26 protein-coding genes are annotated in these 21,266 nt (G+C 44.8%); 6 read left to right on the top strand and 20 right to left on the bottom strand.

Translation table 11 applies throughout. The features are described from left to right. Positions 1–13: 13 nt before the first annotated feature. Both QYB97_RS22590 and QYB97_RS22585 read right to left on the bottom strand, forming a co-directional pair. Positions 14–355 (bottom strand): GNAT family N-acetyltransferase, encoded by a 342-nt coding sequence (locus QYB97_RS22590; RefSeq protein ID WP_301168268.1) that lies wholly within the window; start codon positions 353–355, stop codon positions 14–16. Positions 356–593: 238 nt separating this feature from the next. Beyond that, entirely contained in the window at positions 594–1,481 is an 888-nt protein-coding gene (locus tag QYB97_RS22585) for a hypothetical protein (protein WP_301168267.1), read from the bottom strand. A 224-nt stretch (positions 1,482–1,705) separates the two neighbouring features. Between QYB97_RS22585 and QYB97_RS22580 the strand changes: the two genes are divergently transcribed. Beyond that, positions 1,706–2,965 (top strand): helix-turn-helix domain-containing protein, encoded by a 1,260-nt coding sequence (locus QYB97_RS22580; RefSeq protein ID WP_301168266.1) that lies wholly within the window; start codon positions 1,706–1,708, stop codon positions 2,963–2,965. 14 nt (positions 2,966–2,979) lie between these two features. After that, positions 2,980–3,237, top strand: coding sequence for a hypothetical protein (locus tag QYB97_RS22575; RefSeq protein ID WP_301168265.1), 258 nt, complete (start codon positions 2,980–2,982; stop codon positions 3,235–3,237). 31 nt (positions 3,238–3,268) lie between these two features. Here the strand turns inward: QYB97_RS22575 and QYB97_RS22570 are convergent, their stop codons facing one another. From QYB97_RS22570 to uvsE, 4 genes are all read right to left on the bottom strand, one after another. Further along, the gene (locus QYB97_RS22570; protein ID WP_301168264.1) at positions 3,269–3,604 is read right to left on the bottom strand and encodes a L,D-transpeptidase; all 336 of its coding nucleotides are present in this window, start codon (positions 3,602–3,604) and stop codon (positions 3,269–3,271) included. A gap of 63 nt (positions 3,605–3,667) precedes the next feature. Next, positions 3,668–4,177 (bottom strand): DNA-3-methyladenine glycosylase I, encoded by a 510-nt coding sequence (locus QYB97_RS22565; RefSeq protein WP_301168263.1) that lies wholly within the window; start codon positions 4,175–4,177, stop codon positions 3,668–3,670. Positions 4,178–4,232: 55 nt separating this feature from the next. Further along, the gene (gene lepB, locus QYB97_RS22560; protein ID WP_301168262.1) at positions 4,233–4,781 is read right to left on the bottom strand and encodes a signal peptidase I; all 549 of its coding nucleotides are present in this window, start codon (positions 4,779–4,781) and stop codon (positions 4,233–4,235) included. A 290-nt stretch (positions 4,782–5,071) separates the two neighbouring features. Further along, positions 5,072–6,037: a UV DNA damage repair endonuclease UvsE gene (gene uvsE / locus QYB97_RS22555; protein WP_301168261.1), complete on the bottom strand. Its 966-nt coding sequence runs from the start codon at positions 6,035–6,037 to the stop codon at positions 5,072–5,074. 128 nt (positions 6,038–6,165) lie between these two features. Here uvsE and QYB97_RS22550 point away from each other — a divergent pair, with 128 nt between their 5' ends. After that, complete coding sequence (locus QYB97_RS22550) at positions 6,166–7,098, top strand: DMT family transporter (protein WP_301168260.1); 933 nt, start codon at positions 6,166–6,168, stop codon at positions 7,096–7,098. Between the two features lie 37 nt (positions 7,099–7,135). Here QYB97_RS22550 and QYB97_RS22545 read toward each other — a convergent pair whose 3' ends face one another. The 9 genes from QYB97_RS22545 to QYB97_RS22505 all read right to left on the bottom strand — a co-directional run bounded on the left by QYB97_RS22545 (position 7,136) and on the right by QYB97_RS22505 (position 13,836). Then, the gene (locus QYB97_RS22545) at positions 7,136–8,059 is read right to left on the bottom strand and encodes a DUF4097 family beta strand repeat-containing protein (protein WP_301168259.1); all 924 of its coding nucleotides are present in this window, start codon (positions 8,057–8,059) and stop codon (positions 7,136–7,138) included. Further along, positions 8,056–8,613 carry an HAAS signaling domain-containing protein gene (locus tag QYB97_RS22540; protein WP_301168258.1) on the bottom strand — a complete coding sequence of 186 codons (558 nt, stop codon included), beginning with the start codon at positions 8,611–8,613 and terminating at the stop codon, positions 8,056–8,058. The genes QYB97_RS22545 and QYB97_RS22540 overlap by 4 nt, the downstream gene beginning before the upstream one ends. Then, positions 8,600–8,929: a PadR family transcriptional regulator gene (locus QYB97_RS22535; RefSeq protein ID WP_301168257.1), complete on the bottom strand. Its 330-nt coding sequence runs from the start codon at positions 8,927–8,929 to the stop codon at positions 8,600–8,602. The genes QYB97_RS22540 and QYB97_RS22535 overlap by 14 nt, the downstream gene beginning before the upstream one ends. Before the next feature lie 159 nt (positions 8,930–9,088). Next, positions 9,089–10,441: a hypothetical protein gene (locus QYB97_RS22530; RefSeq protein WP_301168256.1), complete on the bottom strand. Its 1,353-nt coding sequence runs from the start codon at positions 10,439–10,441 to the stop codon at positions 9,089–9,091. Next, positions 10,428–10,973: an RNA polymerase sigma factor SigX gene (locus QYB97_RS22525; RefSeq protein WP_301168255.1), complete on the bottom strand. Its 546-nt coding sequence runs from the start codon at positions 10,971–10,973 to the stop codon at positions 10,428–10,430. The genes QYB97_RS22530 and QYB97_RS22525 overlap by 14 nt, the downstream gene beginning before the upstream one ends. 235 nt (positions 10,974–11,208) lie before the next feature. Then, positions 11,209–11,829 (bottom strand): TetR/AcrR family transcriptional regulator, encoded by a 621-nt coding sequence (locus tag QYB97_RS22520; protein WP_301168254.1) that lies wholly within the window; start codon positions 11,827–11,829, stop codon positions 11,209–11,211. A gap of 81 nt (positions 11,830–11,910) precedes the next feature. Beyond that, positions 11,911–12,780 carry a GNAT family N-acetyltransferase gene (locus QYB97_RS22515; protein ID WP_301168253.1) on the bottom strand — a complete coding sequence of 290 codons (870 nt, stop codon included), beginning with the start codon at positions 12,778–12,780 and terminating at the stop codon, positions 11,911–11,913. A 152-nt stretch (positions 12,781–12,932) separates the two neighbouring features. Continuing rightward, on the bottom strand, positions 12,933–13,475 hold the full coding sequence (locus tag QYB97_RS22510; protein WP_301168252.1) for a general stress protein: 543 nt from the start codon (positions 13,473–13,475) through the stop codon (positions 12,933–12,935). A 70-nt stretch (positions 13,476–13,545) separates the two neighbouring features. Beyond that, positions 13,546–13,836 (bottom strand): hypothetical protein, encoded by a 291-nt coding sequence (locus QYB97_RS22505; RefSeq protein WP_301168251.1) that lies wholly within the window; start codon positions 13,834–13,836, stop codon positions 13,546–13,548. 166 nt (positions 13,837–14,002) lie between these two features. Between QYB97_RS22505 and QYB97_RS22500 the strand changes: the two genes are divergently transcribed. Together QYB97_RS22500 and QYB97_RS22495 are read left to right on the top strand one after the other, a co-directional pair. Continuing rightward, positions 14,003–14,350, top strand: a complete 348-nt coding sequence (locus QYB97_RS22500; protein WP_301168250.1) for an Mpo1-like protein — start codon at positions 14,003–14,005, stop codon at positions 14,348–14,350. 178 nt (positions 14,351–14,528) lie between these two features. Next, positions 14,529–14,804: a YjcZ family sporulation protein gene (locus tag QYB97_RS22495; RefSeq protein WP_301168249.1), complete on the top strand. Its 276-nt coding sequence runs from the start codon at positions 14,529–14,531 to the stop codon at positions 14,802–14,804. Positions 14,805–14,902: 98 nt separating this feature from the next. On the opposite strand, the gene QYB97_RS22490 is transcribed toward QYB97_RS22495, so the two are convergent. Next, complete coding sequence (locus tag QYB97_RS22490) at positions 14,903–18,055, bottom strand: efflux RND transporter permease subunit (RefSeq protein ID WP_301168248.1); 3,153 nt, start codon at positions 18,053–18,055, stop codon at positions 14,903–14,905. A 15-nt stretch (positions 18,056–18,070) separates the two neighbouring features. Further along, on the bottom strand, positions 18,071–18,511 hold the full coding sequence (locus QYB97_RS22485; RefSeq protein ID WP_301168247.1) for a MarR family winged helix-turn-helix transcriptional regulator: 441 nt from the start codon (positions 18,509–18,511) through the stop codon (positions 18,071–18,073). A 158-nt stretch (positions 18,512–18,669) separates the two neighbouring features. Here QYB97_RS22485 and QYB97_RS22480 point away from each other — a divergent pair, with 158 nt between their 5' ends. Next, entirely contained in the window at positions 18,670–18,792 is a 123-nt protein-coding gene (locus QYB97_RS22480; protein WP_301168246.1) for a hypothetical protein, read from the top strand. 56 nt (positions 18,793–18,848) lie between these two features. Here QYB97_RS22480 and putP read toward each other — a convergent pair whose 3' ends face one another. The 3 genes from putP to QYB97_RS22465 all read right to left on the bottom strand — a co-directional run bounded on the left by putP (position 18,849) and on the right by QYB97_RS22465 (position 21,127). Beyond that, complete coding sequence (putP, locus tag QYB97_RS22475; RefSeq protein ID WP_301168245.1) at positions 18,849–20,309, bottom strand: sodium/proline symporter PutP; 1,461 nt, start codon at positions 20,307–20,309, stop codon at positions 18,849–18,851. A gap of 161 nt (positions 20,310–20,470) precedes the next feature. Beyond that, on the bottom strand, positions 20,471–20,914 hold the full coding sequence (locus QYB97_RS22470) for a DMT family transporter (protein WP_301168244.1): 444 nt from the start codon (positions 20,912–20,914) through the stop codon (positions 20,471–20,473). Positions 20,915–20,980: 66 nt separating this feature from the next. Further along, a complete protein-coding gene (locus QYB97_RS22465) occupies positions 20,981–21,127 on the bottom strand; it encodes a hypothetical protein (protein WP_170834480.1) in 147 nt (48 codons plus the stop codon). Positions 21,128–21,266: the final 139 nt, after the last annotated feature.

The following is a 21,266-nucleotide window of genomic DNA, read 5'->3' as shown; positions in this document are numbered from 1 at the left end:
GACCCTACTGACCCTACAGCGAAAAATCGGCTGCTCCTTTTTGTTTTGCCCAGCTCAGGCATTTCTGAACCAATTGCTGACGGAGCTGACTTTCACATGAAGGCGCACATAAATGCGTGATGGCCGCCGTCGGCCTTTCCGTAAGCGACACCGGATCTTTTTTGCTCAGTCTCACAACCGCATAGCCGTGTAGGGCTCCCTCTTCCTCAGCCACAAACACCTCTACATCCTCGCGCTGCAGTGAGGAGCTCCATTGCTCCCTGGACCATTCATCCATGATTTTTTCCGTGTTTCCCACAAGTTCTTTCATATTTTGAAAATCGCCAGCTGTTCCTTTACGAATAGATTGGCTCATCGTATTTCCTCCAATAACAGGTTTTCTTAGGGCTGTTTCGTCCCTTCCACTACAATCAACTTCAATGAAGACTGAACGATCTTTTTCTATAAAGAAACTGCGATTACTCACAAATTTCCCCTATGAAGCACTTCCTGAAACGCTCACTGATTTTTTGTCTTTCTTCTATATAACTATGTGTTCGTCCACCTACGTAAAAATCCTGCTGGCAGCGCCAGCAGGATTATCTTGTTTTTATTTATGAGATTTTTTTGCTGCCTACAATTTTTCGGTTGCAGTGGTCCCAGGTAAACAGGGTTTTGCTGTCCTGCTGCAGGAGGGAGAGCGAGGAACTCGTGCATTCCACCACTTGAGAGTTTGGTATGGTATGTGTGATCTGCTGCCCAGTGTTAAGATCCACATAAACGATCTTTTCCGATTTACCTGTTGCCAGATCAAGTTCGTACACCATGATTTCATTTTCCACATGGTATAAAGCACGGGGAGAAATGCTAAGCGGATACTCCCTGACCACCTTTTCCTTATTGTTGAGCACGATGATTTTCTTCGGATCTCCATTTAAAATGGGCGCAGCAGAAATATAAACTTCTTCCCCAATACAGAGAATATCGGTCGGTGCCATGTTTTTTCCAAGATTTACTCTTTTTTTCTTATTTCCCTTGATGACGTAGAGGACAGCCTGATCTTCCTCTACAATGTAACAGGAAACATAAAGTGTACCGTTATTCTTTTCCACTTCCCACAGGTACCCGTTCACTTTCCACTCCTTCAAAAGCTGGAGTTCATCCTTGGAGAAGATCAGGATAGAGCCTTTGGACCCATCTCCCTCACAGGCCACCACCACACTGTCGTCAAATTCGTAGAAGTTGGGGCGTCCGTTCACCGTGTGACAAAGGCGTTTCTTACTATTAAGGTTATGGGTATAGATGGTATGGCGTTTTGACTTTGTTCCTTCAACCTGACTCACCCAGTAGTTTTTATGGTCATCTTTATAAACATCCGTATATGTTTGTGAATCATTCCAATGCAGTGTGGAAGGGTTCCCGGCTGTATCTGGATCATTCGAGACATATAGCAGTTCCTTGATGTCTGATTCGTTTGCTGTTATTGAAAACATTTTTGCCATTATGTTCTCCTCCATTTCTAAATGGCCGGTACAACTTTCTTACCATCCGGACAAGTTTGGTAATTATTTTTTAATTGGTAAATCTAGCAAAAAGCAATTATTATCTGTTATATTTATCTTACCAGACATTTCTGTGGGTATGTATTGGGAAAAGTAGTAGTATTGGTACTTGATTAGTGGGGGGTTTGCATGACAATTTTCCCAAGTTCGGAAAGGGGGATTACATGGTCGGTCAGAGAATAAGATATTATAGAAAAACCAAAGGCCTAACCCAGGAAGAACTGGCTCAGGGAATCTGTTCAGTGTCCTATTTAAGCAAGATTGAAAAAGGGGATGCAAAGTCCAGCGAAGAGGTCATTAATCTCCTATGCGACCGGCTGGGTATTTCGTCCGGGGAAGTGGACAGCAACGAGATCCTGGAAATGCTCAATGAGTGGAATATGACGATGGTGAACCGCCGGTTTGATGAGGCGGAGAAACTATATATACAAGTAACAGAAAAAATAAAAATGATTCATGACCCTCAGATTCTTTTACGCCATGAATTATTTTTAGCAAGATATCATCTGACAAAACAACCAGCTGATGCAGAATTGGCGCTAGGCTATCTAAAGAAAGTCGATAAACTTGTTGAGCAATTAAGCAGTGAATTGAAATTTTATTATTTAATGTGCCAAGGCTTATATTTTAATATAATTGGGAATTACAAAACAGCCTCTCACTATTTTCACAAAGCTGAAAATATAAATAAAATGGATACCAGTATTCAAGAAATAGAACTCGCGGTACTCTATTATTTTCTTGCGCTTAATTACAGTTACCTTATGCGAATCAGTACTGTTAATGCATATGCGTATAAGGCACTCACCATATTTGACAAGGAATACAATTTTTCCAGAAGTGCCGATTGCCAAATACTCATTGGTGTAAGCTTTAGGCGAGCAAATAATTATGTTGAAGCTGAATTTCACCTCAATCAAGCTTTGAAGTATTCAATTCCTTTTAACGATCATTTTGCCTCAGGAGTAATCTACCATAACTTAGGATACGTCGCTTCCTGCAGTAAAGAACATTTAAAAGCAATCGATTTTTTCAAAAAAAGTTTACAGCATAAAGACAAAGGTGCTCCTGAAAGAAGAGCGAGCACGTCATTTTTATTAGCTCAAGAATACTTAAACTTAAACAATAAAAAAGAAGCTAAAAAATGGATTGACCAAGGTTTTGAAGAAGTTGATCGAGAAAAAAATGAAGAGCTTTACTATCATTTGAAAATTACATCCTACAAACTTGAAGAATTGCACTCACCGGATTTTGAAGTTTTTATGAGTAAAGAGGCCATTCCATTTTTCGAAAAAAAGAATATATGGGAATATGTTTCTTCTTACTCCGAATTGCTTGCAGATTGGTATTTTGAACATTCTCAATATAAAAAAGCCAGTCAATATTATAGAATCGCTAATAATTCAAGAAAGAACATTTATTAAATGGAGGAGTTTTTATGAAAAAATTAGGAGTAACATTACTATTAACTGGTGTTTTAGCATTAGGAGGTACGGTATTTCTTCATGATGATAACCCAAGACCCGTGGCTCACGATGATAATCCGAGAGCTAGCTCTGTAAAAATTGTGGCTCATGATGACAATCCTAGAGCAAGTTTAGTGAAATTTGTCGCTCATGATGACAATCCTAGAACTAACTCAGTAAAGCTTGTCGCTCATGACGATAATCCAAGAACGAATACGGTTAGAGTTTAAATAAAGTTTCATTTGTCTTCAATATCCTTTGTTATCTCCCAATATAAACCTTCGTTCCAAGTGGAACCATTGCGGCTAGTTCAAGCACATCTTTATTGAACATTCGAATGCATCCTTTGGAAACGTTTTTCCCAATGGACGCTGGGTTATTGGTGCCATGGATGCCATAATGCGGGGCGGAAAGCCCCATCCACATGAGTCCAAACGGACCGCCGGGATCAGGCTGCTTATTAATAATTGTATACGCTCCCACAGGCGTAGGGGAAAGCATCTTCCCCACTGCAATGGGATATCGCCTAATGGTTCTGCCGTTTCGAGTAACTGCCATTCTTTTTTTACCTACAGAAATAAAGATCTGATACGCCATTTGATCCACCTCCACTGTTACAGTATGTCAGTGGAGGTGGTTCTGTTTGTATTGCCGCAGGCGTCAGGCCTGCTGGTGGAGGTAACATCCTTCCTCATGCTGTGTGGGCATCATTCCTGTCGCCATAAGAAAGCTTTCCGCCGTGGTCAGCCCGAAGTGTTTAAACGTTCGTTTAAGTATTTTCTGTTTTTCCAGCGGATCCTCGGGCAGCTGTTGAAAGAATGCATTCAATCCCCCGTACTCCTTGATAAGTTCATCGCACCGCTTTGCATTTTCAATCGTTGCCTCAATTTTTCTTCTGTGCCTGACGATTCCCTCGTTATTCATTAACTTCTTGATGTCCTCTTCTGTCATTGCCTTGACCTGCCGAATATTAAAATGGGCAAAAGCTGCTCTGAAGTTTTCGCGTTTATGAAGGATCGTCCTCCAGCTCAGCCCTGCTTGAAACATTTCAAGAGTGAGGCACTCAAATAACTTCTCATCCTCCGTGACAGGAACTCCCCACTCTTCATCGTGATAGGCAGACAAGATTTCGCTATCCATACTCCATCTGCATCTTACCCGGTTTTCCATAAGCTTTCCTCCTATATAAAACAAAACCTGGCCGGTCAGGTCAGGTTTTTCATTCTTAATCTACTTTTCGGATGTCCTTGAATGGATAGATGACCACTTCGGATTTCCCTTCAATCGAATCAATATTAATTAGACCGAGGCCATTTCGGGAATCCATGCTGTTTAGCCTGTTGTCTCCCATGACAAAGCATTTTCCTTTAGGGATTTTTATCGGGCCAAAGTCTTCTGTTAAATAAACCCCAAGGCTTCTTGCCTGCCTTTTATTCTGGTTTAAATACGGTTCTTTCATGGGTTTTCCATTAACCAAGAGCTTATCTTTCTTTACCTGGATCGTATCTCCTTCTATACCGATTACACGTTTAACATAACGCTTGTCATCACCCTTTATGATGACAATGTCACCCACTTTGGGTTCGGTTACGGAGTATATGATTTTATTGACATAAAGTTTATCGTGATTATGCAACGTTGGAGACATTGAAGCTCCTTCAACCATATAAGGCGCGAAGAAAAAAGTTTTAATGATATAAACAAGAACGAGAGCAAATACAATGGATTTAATCCAGCTGAAAAGTTCATTTCCTTTTTTCTCTTTTTGCTCCATACGGTTCACACCTTTCTACATTAAAATTGAAACATATTTCCATCAGTTTACCTTCTTATTGTACCGTACAGGTTATAAAATGGTCACGCATTTTATATGGCGCTGATTTTGATCTTGATTTCCTATCACATATTGTAGCAAAAAGAATTTGGGCATCATCACTTTTGAAAGATTTTACAAATTTTCATTTAGGTGTTACTAAGTCATATAAAGAAATACCAAAATCAATCTAAGAAGAATGTTTCCTTCCAAAGGGAAAAAACCCTATGCTTTCAAGGGCTTTCAGGTGTTTATTTCAAATAGAAAGAAGCTCCGTCGATCACTTCAGCCTCTTTTCTTTCCTTAATATTCCGCATCAGCTGAAACAGCGCTTCATCCTTGCGTTTTGCTTCAATCATGCAGTCCACTTGGGAAACGCTCCCCTTAATTCCGTTCAGGAAACGAAAAAACAAATCCGGGTCAACATAGTCCGCATGATGCCGGAATTCCTTTTCACTCTTTGGGCTGGAGATATGTATTTTTAGCGGCAGCGGTGAATGGGACCACGTGCTGACCACCCTCTCCCAGTTTTCCTGCCAGTTTTCATTTTTGTGGTGTGCCAGGTGGTGGTGATAATCAAAGACCAGGGGAATGCCCAGTTTTTCGCAAAGATACAGGGTATCTTCAAGGGTAAATGATGTGTCATCATTTTCTAGCATAATCATCTCCTGAAGCCGGTGCGGTACATACATCCAGTTGTGAACGAATCGCTCCAGGGCCACATCGGTTTCCTTGTAATTTCCGCCCACATGCATGACGCAGCGGTGCACAGGATCAATGTTCATGCCCTTCAGTATTTTATAATGAAGCTGCAGGGTTTGAATCGTATTCTTTAATACTTCGTCCTTTGGGGAGTTGATCAGCACGAAATGATCCGGATGAAAATCAAGCCTCATCTTATGCTTTTTTGCGAAATCCCCTACCTCCCGCAGCGACTCTTTTAATGGCAGCATGTATTTCCAGTCCAGCAGCTCCTTGTGGTTGGCCAGCGGGATCAGCCTGGAGGTCATCCGGTAAAAATGAATGTCATGAGCCGCGTTGTGCCTTAGCAGACGAAGCGTGTTCTCAAGGTTGGATTTTGCAATCCTCTCCAGTTTCCTGAGTGCTGCTCCGCGGTCTTCAATCTGCGAAAAGCGGGCATATGTCATCGTCTGGGATGGAGAGGCATTCTGCAGCTCCATGCTCATCGCTACATAGCCAAGCCGTATTTTTGTCATGCCTGTCACCTCACTTCTACTAACAGTATGTCCAAAAAAATCATTTCTTTTATCTGGCGGATTATAGACAAATTCTTGAAACAGGTATATATTCGATGGCAGAACATAAAGGACAGAGGGATTACATAATGGAAAAAAAGAAGTTTTACCTTATATTGACTTCGTTAAGTATCGTAACGATTATCTGGGGCCTCAACGTAATTATGATTAAATACCTTTCAGGAATTTTTCCGGTCGTACAGCTCTCTGCCTGGAGAATTTCAATGGCCGCTTTGTGCCTGCTTATTTTCACCTATTCCAAATGGAAACCGGGAATAAAAAAACTCCCGATTTCGGCGTGGGTGCTCATCTTTTTGGTCGGCTTTACCTCGATCTTCCTGCATCAGCTTTTGATCTCACAGGGACTGCGGTTTACATCAGGCTCGGCCGGCTCCCTCATACTCGGGCTGAACCCGCTGACCACCTCTCTTTTGGCGATGCTGTTTCTCGGTGATCAGTTCAGCCTTAAACGCTTTATCGGCATCGGGCTCGGCTTTACAGGTGTCCTTATTGTCGTCGGCCACCCCGGCTCAGCCGGAACAGATCCCGTGAAAGGAAACCTGATTGTATTTCTCTCCATGCTCGCCTATGTCGCCGGCGGTCTGTTGATTAAGCAAGCCGTAAAACAGGCTTCCGTCTTTCAGGTAACGACCTTCAGCCACTTGTTTGGCGCCTTGCTTTTACTGATAATGTGGTTCCTATTCCCTGTTGAGCCGTCGGTTTATCATGCAGACCTCTTTTCTTTTGGCGTGATGGCGTTCTCAGGCTGTATTGCCACCGCTCTTTGTACGTCCTGGTGGAACATGGCAATCTCAGAGATCGGTCCGAGCAAAACCACCCTGTTTTTAAACGTCATGCCGATCAGCTCCTTGTTTTTCGCCGCACTCTTTCTGAATGAAAGGATCCACTGGTACCATTCGCTCGCTCTTCTGCTGATCGTGGCAGGCATCTATCTCGGGCTGTCGCGCCAAAAAGGCGCAGGACTTCCGGCTAAAACGAGCACTATCCATAAAGCTATATAAAAAACCTGCCTGGATTCCAGGCAGGTTTGTTTTGTATTTAATTCAGATCAATATCACCGGTATCGGATCTAATCATGATTTTCGGACCACCTTTTCCCGCTTTCCCTTCTGCTTTGTGGTCACTCTTCTCCATATAAGATACCTTCCATTGAGGGGAGACGCTGATATCGCCGGTGGACGATGATGCTTCAAGTTCCATGGAGGCAGGAGGCTGTTCCATGGTAAGAGCCACATCTCCGGTATTGGTCTCAATATGAACATTCTTTTGGGCGCTTTCCATCGTCAGATCATCTATATCTCCCGTAGCCGTTTTTATGGTCACCTTCGCGTTTTTTGAAATCCGTCCAGCTTGAATATCGCCGGTGTCGGTTTGCAAATCCAGACTCGCTCCCCTGTATTCATTGAAGGAGAGGTCTCCGGTTTCACTCTCTGCCTTCAGCCTGTTTACCTTAAACAATCCTTCAGCTTTGATATCACCCGTATCGGTTTCAATCTCTGCCTGATCCGCTGTTAACCTGGAAAGGCTGACATCCCCCGTGTCGGTAGATACATTGAACTGATCATACATTTTAGCAGGAACATAGACTGTCAGCTTCGGGCTCCAATGAAAACCTATCATAAAAAGACGGTTCTTCTCAATGACCCGAATATCAAGTTCTCCGCCATTCTGTTCTGCTTTCAGGCTGTAATCGGTCCCATTTCCTTTTTGGCCGTCGAGCACTACCCTCGCTTCCTCGGTGTTCGATTCTTTAACGAGGATATCTGCAGTATTGGATCTGATATTTATCGATTTGACCGCCCCTGCATGAAGAGTTTTCTCATCATACAGCTCTCTTGTTTTGCTTTTTTCAAAGGAAAACATAGTAGGTTCAGATGTTGCATAAACACTCCACATACCAATCAGCCCGACTCCAAGACAAATCGCCGCAATGACAGCCAGCTTTTTTAATATTGAATTCATCCCTGTCTCCCCTTAATCATCTTGACGTTGAATTGAAGGTATCTCATGGTTAACCTGTAAAACCAGCGTGTTATAAAGATGGAGCCTACTCCAATCAAAACCCCAGCTCCAAGTGAAGCGAGAATCGCAAACACGCCAATCAGCCAGTCTGCAGAACCGCTGAGCTGATTCCAGCTGAATAATAAAGCAAACGGAAACAGAAGCAAGGCAAAGGAGGCGGCAAACAGGCTGATCAGTACACCCACCACTGCAAAAAATGGTCCGAGAATAAAAATGAGGTTAAAGAAACCGAGGGCAACCGCGACAAGAATCGCTTTTCCGACCGAATCAGCGGATGGCTTCGGCTTAGCCTCCTTCCCGCGAAACTCCTCTTTCACTTCACGCGCAATCGCCTGTGGCTGACCAAGGGAGGCCGCGATTTCTTCCTCTGTTTTCCCTTCTTCAAGACCTGACCTGAAGTGCTCCTCATAATCATATAAAATATCCTGCTGCTCAGCTTTGGGCAGATCCTGCAATTGCGCCTTCAGCTGAGACATGAATTTACTCTGCACCATCCCCTAATCCCTCCTTAACAATTAAATTGACACCCTCGTAAAACGTGTTCCATTCACTCACCAATTCATCCATGTAGGCTCTTCCTTCCACTGTCAGCGTATAATATTTACGCGGTGGACCGCCGGATGATTCTTTCAGGTACGTTGAAAAGTAACCTTCTTTTGTCAGTCTCCGCAAGAGCGGGTAAACCGTTCCCTCCGCAATGAAAAACTTTTCCGAAATCATCTGCACCAATTCGTAACCATATTTATCACCTTTCGCTGTGAGCACTAACACACAAAGCTCAAGAATTCCTTTTTTAAACTGGGCATTCACTGTGACCGCCGCCTTCTTCCCTCTTTCGGGCTACTAAAATACTCTTTTGATAATTCCCATATACTTACTTTCCAACTATAGAGTACCATTCAGTACTGTATATTGCAAGGTACTAAATAAAAAACAGCCAGGTAATGTTTACCTGGCTGTTTTTTTCTGCTATTCTTTCGTTTCCATATAATTTACAGCACCGATCTGTTCTTCCTTCTGTTCACCGGCCGGTTTAGTGGTGCTGGCTTCATCGTCAAATTCTACCGTCTCACTTCCGTAATTCTTTGCTGTCACAAGAGCAGCATCCATCATTTTACGGGTTTCTTCATCACCCGCTTCGCCTTTACCTTCCACAGTAACCGTTGTTTTCGACCCGGACTGTTCCACTTGGAGGGTTTTATCCTCCGGCACAACGGGCTCCAGCTTTTTATCTTTATAGCCCTCGTTCATCTGGTCCACCGCTTTCTCCAGCGTTTCGGCAGGCTTAGCAAAGGTTGTTGCATTGCTTTCTACCAGAAACTCATCACCTGTTGATGTGGTATAAGCAAAAGCGGCTCCTCCCCTTACCCCATTTACATCCAATTCTTCCTTTGGACCCTGGGAGGAAAAGTCATAACCCGGTTTTCCATCTGTTTCAAACTTTACCGTCGAATAGCCTTCACGGTAACCGAATGTATAGCCCAGCACTTTTGGCAGCAATGCTTCTTCAGAAGACGAGACACTCCCTGCCGGCAGATTAACAACCACTGCTCCTTCTTTTTCGGAAAGCTTTGCCTGGTTCAGCAGTGTTGGCTGGAGGCCCACCTTTTCCGGATGGAAAGAGCCAAGCACATCTTCCACTTTATCGGCATACGTTCCTCCTCCCTTTACAAGAAAGGAGAGCGGTACCACCAACTCTGCCTGTTCATCGCTATACGCAACGGTCACCAGGGATTTGCCTTCTTTTTGCTGCTGGTTCAATTCATCCATCATAAGGGGAGAATGATAGTTTTCATCGCTGGATGCCTGAACAGTCACAGGCGGAGCTTCCTCGTCTCCACCTGCGTTATTGTCCGCAGGCTGCTCTTTTTGCGGTAGTGGAGCAGTACTCCCTTGATTGTCACCCTGCGGTTTTTTTTCGACTTTCGGTATCGTCCGGTCCTTTTCTTTCTCCTTTACCGGAGCATCATTTTGATGTTCACGTGTATCCGCTCTTCCTGCAGGCGGTTCCGGATCCCTTGCCACAGCATTCGGATTTTCCTGGTTTCCTTTTGGCAGCGTGCGTTCCGGCATGCCGGGTGCCGCGGCTTCTTTTTTGAAAAAAGGAAGGGGCATAAGAATGAGGACAATCGCAAGCATAAATGCCATTGCCATTCCAGGCATCATCCACGTTTTTTTAACCCTTCTTTTATGCAGGGACCATGCTGCCAGTTTTCCTTCGATTTCATGAAAGATGAATTCTTTTGAGCGCTTATCTTTAACAGAGGGCATTTTCTCCAGCTGTTTCTGGATCTCTTCTTCTGTCCATTTAGACGATTCCATCTTTCCATTCCTCCTCCAAACCAGGTCTCTCATCCAGCAGCCCTTTAAGTTTCTTGAGGCCCCGGTGCTGTGTGGTTTTCACCTTGCTCTCCGTCCAGCCCAGTATCGCTGCGGTTTCTGTTATGGAAAGCGATTGAATATAACGCAGAACCAGTACCTGCTGCTGCGCAATCGTACAGTCTGTTAAGGCACGGTACAATTCCTTGACCGATTCTTGTTGTGTGACAAACTCGTCCGGGAGCGGCTGAAGGTCTGCAATCTGATTTTCCTTCTGGGAAAGGTTGAAAAAAAGGAGCTTTCTTTTCCGCCGGTTTTGCTTGCGGATCCAATCTATGGTCACATGTCTGGCAATCGAGTACAGCCATGTTTTTTCCGAGCTTTTTCCCTGAAACGATTGATACGCCTTTAACACCTTGATATAGACTTCCTGAACAATATCCTCCGCTGCCTCCCTGTCCCTCACCATATAAAAAATAAACTGAAACAGAGATTGGTGATAGTCACTGTACAACCGGTCAAACGAGTCATTCACTGCGTTTCCCCCTGTCTACCTGCTTAGTCGATGCACCTGATCAAAAGGTTGCAAAAAACCCAAATTTTAGTTTACCCCATTTCCTGTAAATGGCAATGCTTAACCAGTTGATAAAATACGAGCTGATTTGACAGACAACCGTTTGTTTGGGGAATTAAATGCGTAATTTCGACACTATGGTTTATAACCCGGGAAATTATTCGCCTTTATGGCACAAAAAAATCGGGAGACCCTGCTACTCCCGATTGGTTGTTGATGATATGCCGCTGAAAAAAAATGCCTCAATCATTTCCCATGTCTTTTTATACCTTTCTTCTTCACCAAGCAATGAAGAGTGAAGAGCATTGCCGTCACGGATCGCCCAAAAAATTTGAGCAATGAATTCAGCATCCATAGGTTTGAATTCGCCTGTTTCCTGCCCCTCTTTTATAATTTCCTGGATAAAACCAGTGAATTCCCGGTATCGTTCTTCCATCAGCTTCTTTAAATCCTCCTGGCGTGCACTGTACAGCCAAAACTCTGTATAAAGCCTGAAGGATTTTCGCCGCTCATCTGTAAGCTGTTGTTTCTGGAACCGTTGAAATAAAAAACGCAGCTTTTCAGTAGCCGTCTTCAACGCAGGATACTCGCTTTTAACCTCCAGGAAAAAATCCCTTGTTTCTCCCTGAAGAAGCTGCAAATAGATTTCTTCCTTGCTGCTAAAGTAATTATAGATGGCTCCTTTGCTTAAGTTGGACACCCTCACAATATCGTCAATTGTAGTGGCTTCATACCCTTTTTCACCAAAGCAGCGGAGTGCTCCCTGCAAAATTACGTTTTTCTTTTCTTCTTTATATTGCTGTGAAACCTTTGGCATGCTTTTTCCCCCAATGTACTGATCTCATGGTTGTATGCACACCTTTTTCTGTGCGAACCGCCAAAACCCTTTTATTTTCTGCTAAATTGTCTTTGACATATGAACCTGTTCGATAGTGGTGACAAAACCTTCATCCTCCAATGCCCGGCATACAGGCTCGTTGCTCCTCGGAAAATTGAACGTCATGCGCTTGCAATCCAGGAGAGATGGTTGAAACACAGCATGAAGCAAGCACGAAACCACATCTTCGGTCTTATGATAGTCCGGTTTTCCTTTGCACTGATAAAGGATGATATTTTCAATCTTGCCTTCACTGTTTCTGATTCTACGGTACACTGCATAACCCACTGTTTCTTCACCAGCTTTGACCATCACTGCCTCTGCACCTGCAAGACCCTGAACCTGAGTCTGCCATGGCGCAAAATGGTCATAGAAATCAAGAGCCGCTGCCTCCTGCGGAAAAGCATTGACAACATCATAGCTTCCGTTGAAAGGGAATGCCTCCCGTGAAAGAGCTTCGTTAGAAAAGAACGCCAGCTCATCGATTGTTTTATAACCCATTTTTTCATAAAGCTTTATGGCTTTTGTATTTTCGGAGATTGCTTCAAGCATAAGGAAGTTGATTCCCTCCTGCTTATAAAGTTCCATAGAGGCTGTCATCAGCTCCTTGCCGATCCCTTTTCCTCTGTAATCTGGAATAACACCTGTGCCTCCATTCCAGGAAACCTTCTGACCGTTGATCGTTCTAAAGCCATTCAAGATAAATCCCACGGGCTGCTCTCCATCATAGGCGACCAGAGAACGTTCAGGTGAAAGCTCCTCATTGGCTATCTTTTTGATCAGGGTATCCACTGTAAGATGAATTTCCGTAAAGTAAAACTTAAATCCCTCATTGAACAGATGAACCGCTTCTTCAAAGCTTAGCGTGCTTAATCTTCTGAATGTAACCAATGCAATCCCTCCAATAAAATGACTAGTCGTTTTATTTTATTTTTACACCATTCCAACCTACTAAGCAACAACATTTCATCGACAAACGGCGCAATAAAAAAAGCTAAAACAGCGGTTTACGCTGCTTTAGCTTCTTTAAAAGATATTGCTTTTTAATAGATCTTGCCGCTGTCTTCCCCTGGCAGGTTTCTGTCATCATAATAACGGGAGTTCAGCGTGTTGTTGGTTCGGAACGTGTCGTAAACGTGTTCCCGGCGTTCATTATCTGCGTCCACAAGAACAAGGATCTTCCCGCTTTCTACATAATTGTTGTATTCCTCTGCTTCATCTTCGGGAATGCCCATACCGACCAGTGCTCCGACAAGACCACCGGCTCCTGCTCCAATGGCCGCTCCCCCTAAAGTAGCTGCGATAGGGCCAGCAGCTACAATCGGTCCGATACCCGGGATGGCGAGGGCTCCAAGTCCAGCAAGAAGACCGCTCACGCCTCCAAGCACGCCGCCTGTTGCCGCACCTGCAGCAGCACCTTCTCCAGCTTTGGTTCCTGTTTCATCTTCAATATGGCGCCGTTCCTCTTTATCCCTGGCGATTACTGAGATGTCTTCTTCCGCATATCCTCGTTCTCTCAACGAATTAATTGCGGTTACGGCTTCTTCTTCTGTAGAAAAAACACCAACTACTTTTTTCTCATCCATTTTGTAATCCCTCCAAGTCTAGACTCTTTTCATTTGTCTCTGTTCCCTGGAATGTTTAATTTAAAACCATTTATTGTTCCATCAATTTCTTCAGATGTTCATAATACTCATTCAGTTCTCTGGATTTGGACTCAAGAAACTGTTTTTTATCCTGTTTTGTTTCCATTGCATCCTGGCCTACAGAAACGATATCGTCAAAGACTTCTGTCGTCTGTTCTCCTACTTCCACATCTTCTTTTAGAAGCTGGCTGATCTCTGTTATCTTCTGAAGCCGGTCTTCATTGTAATCTTCCTCTTGAAGCTGCTGTCCCAAAAGAGAATACAGCACATTTACGCGTTCTATTGTTTGTGGTTTTAGCATATTGGCACCTTCCTTTTTCCTGTAGCACTAGTCTTTGTTTAATTTACCCTTATGACAAAAAGCTAATCTATTTTTGTGTTGTAAACGGGCAGATTCTTCCTTTTAAAGGAAAAAAGTGATGGATATCGAAACTTATAAGTACAAGCTTTGAAGGAGGAACACTGCGATGCACCATGTTGATTACCAGACGGAGAAAACTGAAATAAAGACGTTTGAGGAATTTTGGGTCTTTTATTTATCACAGCATTCCAAGAAAAGCACGAGGGCCTGGCATTTTACAGGTACATCTCTTGTCTTTATCTTTCTCGCACTCGGTGCAACGACCAATGCCTGGTTCTTGCTGGCCGCCCCAATTTCTGCTTACAGTCTTGCCTGGTATAGCCATTTTTTTGTTGAAGGAAATAAACCAGCAACCTTCGGCCACCCTCTGTGGTCTTTGCGCGCCGACTTTAGAATGTTTTTCTTTACACTGACTGGAAGACTGGAGCATGAATTAAAGAAAAGATCCTTATAATTTCTGTTTCCAAACCTCTTAAATAATATTTCCGGGGAAATTCGATAATTTTCGCCATCTGCAATCCCGGCAAATTCCACCATTGTCCCATTAGATGTCCAAACCCTTCCAGCCATTTTTCATATTCTATATGGCAAGTAACTTTTAATAAAAAGCTGGAAGAAAGGAGATCTACACATTGTCTGGTTTAAGAAATAGGCGTCAAGGATTTGGATACGGTTACGGCTTTGGCGGAGGCCCAGGATTTGCTGGTGGATTTGGAGGCGCAGGAGTTGGCGGCGTAGGATTCGGCGGCGGCGGATTTGGCTATGGATATGGATATCCGGGCTGGGGAGGCTGCGGTTATGGCGGCGGCTTTGCCATCATCGTCGTTCTGTTCATCCTGTTGATCATTATCGGCTGCTCATGGGGCGGAGGCCATTTTGGCGGAGGCTGCGGAAAAGGCGGCTGCTAATCACTCACATGGAGACAAGATTTCATACATCTTGTCTCTTTTTTTGTTTTTACCTGCAAAAAAAAGCAGTGCACCCCTGGCACACTGCTGAAATGAAACTATTCTTTTTTAGATTCCATGAAGGGCCACCAGTTCGCCTTTCCAAAGGTTTTGACCATCACAGGTACAAACAATGGCAAAATGACAAAGGCGTATAGCAGCAGACCGCTTAAAATAATGGTTGCAATCTGCAGAAGCGAAAGAACACCTGAAGGATACATCGCTGCAAATGTTCCTCCCAGTATGACAACAGCCGAAATAATAACTGTCCCCATATTCTTCATCGATAACAGCATAGCTTCTTTCACAGAAAGCGATTTGTATTCGTTAAACCGGTCCATCAAAAAGATACTGTAATCCACGCCAAGAGCCACGAGAATGACAAAGGCAAAAAACGGTACCGCCCAGTTAATACCCGAATACCCGAGCAGATTCACAAATATCGATTCGGTAAATGCCATAGCCGTGTAGTACGTCAGAATCAGCGAAGCGATAATATACAGCGGCATGATAAAGGAACGCAACATAATAATGAGAATGATCGCAATTCCCACAAGCATCAATACAACGGTTCTTGAATAGTCGGATGCCGATATATCGTTCAGATCGGAATAGATACTTGTTACACCGCTCACTCCGAACTTTGCATTTTCAAGGTTGGTGTCCGTACTTGCCCGCTTTACAGCTTTCTTTATTTCATCCACCTGGCCAAGCGCATCCTGAGAATAAGGGTTTTCCTTAAAAATCACGTCCAGGGTTGTTAATTTCCGGTCACCCGGCATGTACTCGTCAAACACCTGCTGAAACTCTTTATCTTTCAAAACATCCTCAGGCAGGAACCAGCCGGCCATCTCGGGATCTTTTGCTGAAGACAAAGACTGAAGGTAATCATTGGCCGAGTCGATTCCCCCGGATACCTTCTTTATGCCTTTGGCGCTGGAGTTCAGTCCATTAGAAAGCTCAGCCAGCTGGGAATCCATTTGTCCAAGCCCGCTTTTCAGCTGTTCCTGGCCTCCGGCAATCTTCGCAAGACCACCCTGTACTTCCGGCAGCTTCGCAATCACCTGCTGCTGGCCGTCCGCTGCTCTATTGATTCCTGATTCAAGTTCACCGAGTCCGGCTGAAATAGAACCCAGACCGTCAGCCAGCTGCTTTTGACCGGATGCCACTTTGGACAGCCCCGCATTGGCCTTACTCATATTGGCCTTAACGGTATTCAGGTTTCCGTTCAACTGCTGCAGCCCGCCGGCCATCTTGCCGAGCCCGCCCTGCAATTGGGTGACAGTGCCTTTAAGCGCCTGATACTGCGGATCCTGTTTAATATCCTGAGCTGGATCTTCACTGCCGTATTTGGATTCAAGGTGCGCAAAGCTTCCTTGCAGCTGGGAGAGCCCGTTTGCTGTTGTCTTGAGCTGCTGCCCCACTTGTGCATATCCGCCTTGCAGCTCCCCAAGCCCATTTTCCATGGCCTCATAACCTGAAAGCAGCTCCTGGCTGCTGTTGGCCAGCAGATCCGCACTTGATTTCGCCTTTTCTACTCCGGCTTTCAAATCTCCTGCACCCTGGGAACCATCGCGCATTCCGGTTTCAATTTGGGAAAGTGCACCGGACAAATCACCGATTCCCGATTTCAGCTTGTTAGTGCCATTGACAAGCTCTCCGATCCCATCGGTCGTTTGTTTCATTTTCGGCTGGGAATCACTGAGCTGTGAGCTTGCTTTGGAAAGCCCGCCGCTTATTTTTTTCAACCCGTCATTCCCTTTGGACAATCCGTCATCGAGTGACTCTGCCTGCTTGGTAACCTGCAGTTCTTTTAATTGATCACCCACCGGACGGGTGGCGCTCCGCACACGGTCAACACCATTCACCTGTCCGACTTCCCGGCTGATCTTTTCGATTGTTGCCATGTATTCCGAGCTGTCCATCGGTTCGTCATTTTTCAGTACGATTTTGGCGGGAAGAGATTCTCCAGGACCAAAGCTTTCCGAAATTACGTTAAAGGCTTTAACGGAATTATACTTATCTCCGATTTCATCCAGTGAATTGAATGAAAGTTCGCCGTCATAGGTTGCCAGAAAAGGAGTAACGATGGCAGCGACAATAATAAGGGTCACGAGCGGGCGTTTAAAAGAAAATGACCCTGCTGCTCCCCAAAGTTTACTTTGCTTGTGCTCCATGGCCGCTTTCGATGGCCAGAACAGTTTGCTCCCGAGAACCAGCATAAAAAACGGGACGAGTGTTAATAGAGCAAGCAGAAGCACGGCTACCCCGATCGCTACAGCCGAAGCAGACTGATAGAGTTTGAACGTCGAAAAACCAATCGCTGCAAATCCGATCATAACGGCAAGGCCGCTGAAAAACACGGTTCTGCCCGCCGTTTTATACGTAGCCAGAATCGCATCCGGCAAGCTTTCATTCCTGCCCATCTCTTCCTTAAAGCGGCTGAGCAGAAGGATGCAATAATCGGTCCCGATTCCGAAAAGAACCGCCACAAGGAAAATTTGCGTGAACGTGGACAGCGGAAAATTCCAGCGGTCCACCAAAAACGCTACAATCGACTGTGCCGCAATATATGAGATTCCGACCGTTACGAGCGGAATAAGCGGTGCCACCAGGGAACGGAAAACGACAAACAGAACCGCGAGAATGAAGACGACAGTTATGTATTCCGTTTTCTTTAACCCTTCCTGTGAGCTCGCGACCACATCTTCATCGATCATCCAGCTGCTCGTATAGTAGTGAGGAACATTAACATTCTTTAGCTCGCTGTAAAGGGAATCGGAAATCTCAGATGCTTCCTTGTTCGAGGTATTGACCGTCACAAGGGAAAGCACGGTCTTTCCGTCCTTGGACGCCAGCTGATCCTTCAGTTCTTTATTATCAAAATGGGTAAGAACCTCTGTAATCCCAGCGTTTTCTTTATCCTGTTTCAATTCTTGCAAGGCGCTTTTTATTTCTTTCAGATCATTACTGCTCATCTTTTGATCTCGGTGGAACACAAGCGCCACCTGTGATTCATCCGCTTTTTTCTCTTTTTTATCCACATCATCCAGAAGCTTTTGGGCGTAGCTGGATGAATATCCGTCCGGCACGTTGATCTGTCCTTTTTCGCGCACCAGATCCGCCATATTAGGCGCCAGCAGCACCAGTGCCGCCACCAGGGCAATCCACACGACGGCAATCAGCCACTTTGCTTTAAGCACAGCTTTCATTCTGTTTCCCCTCTCCTATTCCTCATTCACCTGTGACGCCAGTTTTTCATACAGCGTTAAGAAGGTTTCTATCTCTTCCTCACTGAACGTTTTCAAATATGGAGAAACCACTTCAAAAACTTTTTCCTCTCCCCACTGAAAAACCTTCAATCCTTCCTCCGTCAATTTTAAATAAACGATTCTCCGGTCCTTTTCATCTCTGATCCGGTGGATGTACCCCTTTTCCGCCAGCCTTGTGACAATGGCCGTGATTGCACTTTTCTGCACACAAAAAGCCTCTGCGAGCTCTGTGGTCGTACAGGACCCAAACCGCTTAATATAGCTCAGTGTCATTTGCTGCTCGACGGTCAGCACATCCTGAAGCTGTTCCTTGATCATCGAACCAAACCGCTTATTCACTGTAAAAGAAGCCGCTTCATACCGGCCGAAAATGCTTTTCCATTTTCCAACATCCATTCTATTCACCTCTGTTTTCTATTAGACCATAACTAGTTCAAGAGTTGAACTGTTCAAGACGAGAACAGTATGGCAATTTGGTGACAGTGTAAAAAGCCAGCGGAATTTTTTAGTGGCTTCCTTGATAAATTGATTGTAGTGTAAGGTGCGAGACTCCTGTGGGACTAGCGGGACAGGTGAGACCCAATGAGGCGCTTGCGCCGATGGGGCTCAGCGCCCGCCCCACGGAAAGCGAGCATCCTGAAACGCAAATCAATTACCACCAAGAACAGCGGAGCTAATGCAAAAGCCCACAAAAAAAAACCGCCCTTTTAAAGGACGGCTTCGCATGGTTTCCCTATGCTATCTGTTGTGCTTCTTTAAATTCTTTTTCGATGTCAGCTGATGGCTTGGCTGTCAGAAGGCTGACTGCGATAATGACGATTCCGCAGACGATGAAGCCCGGAATAATTTCGTAGACGGCTTCTAACGCTTTAATTTGTTCCCAGATAATAACGGTCAGGGTACCCGAGATCATTCCAAAGAACGCTCCCCATTTCGTCATGCGCTTCCAATAGAGGCTGAGAAGAACAACCGGGCCGAACGCCGCTCCAAACCCAGCCCATGCGTAGCCGACAAGATTCAGAATCGTTTTGTTCGGATGCAAAGCCAGAACGAGCGCAATCAAAGAAATGAGCAATACCGACAGCCGGCCGACCAGGACAAGTTCTTTATCCGTAGCGGACCTTCTGAAAAAGGCTTTGTAAAAGTCCTCGGTTACCGCGCTCGATGTTACAAGCAGCTGAGAGGAAATCGTACTCATGACCGCGGCCAAAATGGCGGCCAGCAGGAACCCGGTGATTAGTGGATGAAACAGCACATCCGACAGTACGATGAATACCGTTTCCGACTTCTCAAGCGTTCCGCCGTTAAGATGGAAATACGCGATTCCAACAAGTCCGGTAAACATGGCGCCGACAATGGAAAAAATCATCCACCCCATGCCGATTCTGCGGGCGCTTTTCATTTGTTTCACGGAGTTAATGGCCATAAACCGGACAATAATATGCGGCTGCCCGAAATATCCGAGCCCCCAGGCCAAAAGAGAAATAATGCCGATGAAACTTGTTCCTTTAAAGGCATCAAGCAATTCTGGATTAATGGAACGAATCTCAGAGAACGTCTCTCCTGTTCCGCCAAGGTTGAAAATCGTTACAACCGGAACAAGAATCAACGCAATAAACATGATGGTGCCTTGAACAAAATCGGTCCAGCTGACGGCGAGAAACCCGCCAAACAGCGTGTACAGCACCACAACGCTGACAGTCAGCCAGATCCCCGTCATGTAATCAAGTCCGAACGCTGATTTAAAGAGTTCCCCGCCGGCAACCATACCTGATGACGCATAAAACGTAAAAAAGATTAAAATAACAATTCCAGATGTTATGCGCAAAATACGTGAAGTATCCTTAAACCGGTTCTCAAAATAATCCGGAATCGTAATGGAATTGTTCGCAATTTCTGTATAGGTCCGCAGCCGCGGAGCAACAAAAAGCCAGTTTAAATAAGCCCCTGCCGTTAATCCCACAACAATCCATCCTGCGCTTAATCCCGATACATACATCGCCCCGGGAAGACCCATTAACAGCCAGCCGCTCATATCCGATGCCCCGGCACTTAGCGCGGTAACAGCCGGTCCCAAATCCCTGCCTCCGAGCATATAATCCGATAGATTAGCTGTCCGGCGATAGGCAAAATAACCGATTAAAAGCATCCCCGCCATATAAATGGCGATGGAGATCATCACTCCGTATTCCATTGTCTCTCTCCCCCTCTTTCTATCTCCCTGATAACGCTTTCATCATCAAGCAGATAACCCCTGTCCTTCAGGCGCCTCCCCTGGCTCTGAAGCACATCTCTTTTTAAAATTATCACAGGCCCTTCTTTTAAACAATGCTTGTAATTCAAGAAAAAACATGCTTAATGCTTGTCCGAAAACACAAAATACAAACCGGCCAACAACAGCACCAGCCCGATCACCTTTTTATATGTAAGATGAATGGCCTCATTGCCAAACCAGCCATTGTGATCGATGGTCACGCTCATGATAAGCTGGCCGATAATAACAGCAGTAATGGCGCTCGTTACGCCAATTTTCGGTACCGCCAGAATAACGATAAACACATAGACTGCCCCAAGTATGCCTCCGATCAGGTTCCATTTCGGCACCTGCCAAACGGTGCTCAAGCTCCCGTTTCCCCAGATCAGCATAATCACCAAAAGCATGATTGTTCCGGTAAAAAAGGAAACGAATGCCCCTTCAATTGAGCCGATTCTCTTTCCCAGCGTTCCATTTACAGCTGCCTGCATGCCTTGTCCCATACCGGCAAGTAAAACGGCCACGAGCATTATGATTTTTCCCATAGATGTCCTCTCCTCACTTTAACTTTCCCCACATAAAAAACACCACGCATGAGTGGTGTTTATCGATTAATCAGGCTTGAAAATGTAATCAACCAGTTCTTGAAAGACGTTGACATTATCCGTCAACAGGAACACCGGCAGAAGCAAAATGGCAAACAGCACAAGAAGATTAGATCCGATCCCTCGAATAACAATCTTTTTTAGCATATTCATTTATACTCACTTCCTTTTGACTTATTATAACGCCTGCTGCCCAAGTAGTCAAAATCTTTTGTTAAATACATTTCGTCTTTCATCCAATGTATTTTTGCTTCCTGCTTTTTAGAAGCAAAATCAAATGGGGAGTGATTAT

The sequence above is a fragment of the Fictibacillus fluitans genome (genome assembly GCF_030418125.1).
GTDB lineage: Bacteria > Bacillota > Bacilli > Bacillales > Fictibacillaceae > Fictibacillus_C > Fictibacillus_C fluitans.
Note: the sequence above shows the minus strand (reverse complement) of the source record. Positions and strands in the feature narration are given on the sequence as shown.

Coding starts and splice junctions, on each gene's coding strand:
- lepB (WP_301168262.1), bottom strand. CDS start 4,781: ATGGAGCAAAAAGAGAAAAAAGGAAATGAACTTTTCAGCTGGATTAAA.
- QYB97_RS22470 (WP_301168244.1), bottom strand. CDS start 20,914: ATGGGAAAAATCATAATGCTCGTGGCCGTTTTACTTGCCGGTATGGGA.
- QYB97_RS22580 (WP_301168266.1), top strand. CDS start 1,706: ATGGTCGGTCAGAGAATAAGATATTATAGAAAAACCAAAGGCCTAACC.
- QYB97_RS22485 (WP_301168247.1), bottom strand. CDS start 18,511: ATGGATGTTGGAAAATGGAAAAGCATTTTCGGCCGGTATGAAGCGGCT.
- QYB97_RS22545 (WP_301168259.1), bottom strand. CDS start 8,059: ATGAATTCAATATTAAAAAAGCTGGCTGTCATTGCGGCGATTTGTCTT.
- QYB97_RS22565 (WP_301168263.1), bottom strand. CDS start 4,177: ATGGAAAACCGGGTAAGATGCAGATGGAGTATGGATAGCGAAATCTTG.
- QYB97_RS22490 (WP_301168248.1), bottom strand. CDS start 18,055: ATGAAAGCTGTGCTTAAAGCAAAGTGGCTGATTGCCGTCGTGTGGATT.
- QYB97_RS22540 (WP_301168258.1), bottom strand. CDS start 8,613: ATGGTGCAGAGTAAATTCATGTCTCAGCTGAAGGCGCAATTGCAGGAT.
- QYB97_RS22465 (WP_170834480.1), bottom strand. CDS start 21,127: ATGAATATGCTAAAAAAGATTGTTATTCGAGGGATCGGATCTAATCTT.
- QYB97_RS22530 (WP_301168256.1), bottom strand. CDS start 10,441: ATGGAATCGTCTAAATGGACAGAAGAAGAGATCCAGAAACAGCTGGAG.
- QYB97_RS22585 (WP_301168267.1), bottom strand. CDS start 1,481: ATGGCAAAAATGTTTTCAATAACAGCAAACGAATCAGACATCAAGGAA.
- QYB97_RS22520 (WP_301168254.1), bottom strand. CDS start 11,829: ATGCCAAAGGTTTCACAGCAATATAAAGAAGAAAAGAAAAACGTAATT.
- QYB97_RS22510 (WP_301168252.1), bottom strand. CDS start 13,475: ATGGATGAGAAAAAAGTAGTTGGTGTTTTTTCTACAGAAGAAGAAGCC.
- putP (WP_301168245.1), bottom strand. CDS start 20,309: ATGGAATACGGAGTGATGATCTCCATCGCCATTTATATGGCGGGGATG.
- QYB97_RS22575 (WP_301168265.1), top strand. CDS start 2,980: ATGAAAAAATTAGGAGTAACATTACTATTAACTGGTGTTTTAGCATTA.
- QYB97_RS22500 (WP_301168250.1), top strand. CDS start 14,003: ATGCACCATGTTGATTACCAGACGGAGAAAACTGAAATAAAGACGTTT.
- QYB97_RS22550 (WP_301168260.1), top strand. CDS start 6,166: ATGGAAAAAAAGAAGTTTTACCTTATATTGACTTCGTTAAGTATCGTA.
- QYB97_RS22570 (WP_301168264.1), bottom strand. CDS start 3,604: ATGGCGTATCAGATCTTTATTTCTGTAGGTAAAAAAAGAATGGCAGTT.
- QYB97_RS22505 (WP_301168251.1), bottom strand. CDS start 13,836: ATGCTAAAACCACAAACAATAGAACGCGTAAATGTGCTGTATTCTCTT.
- QYB97_RS22590 (WP_301168268.1), bottom strand. CDS start 355: ATGAGCCAATCTATTCGTAAAGGAACAGCTGGCGATTTTCAAAATATG.
- uvsE (WP_301168261.1), bottom strand. CDS start 6,037: ATGACAAAAATACGGCTTGGCTATGTAGCGATGAGCATGGAGCTGCAG.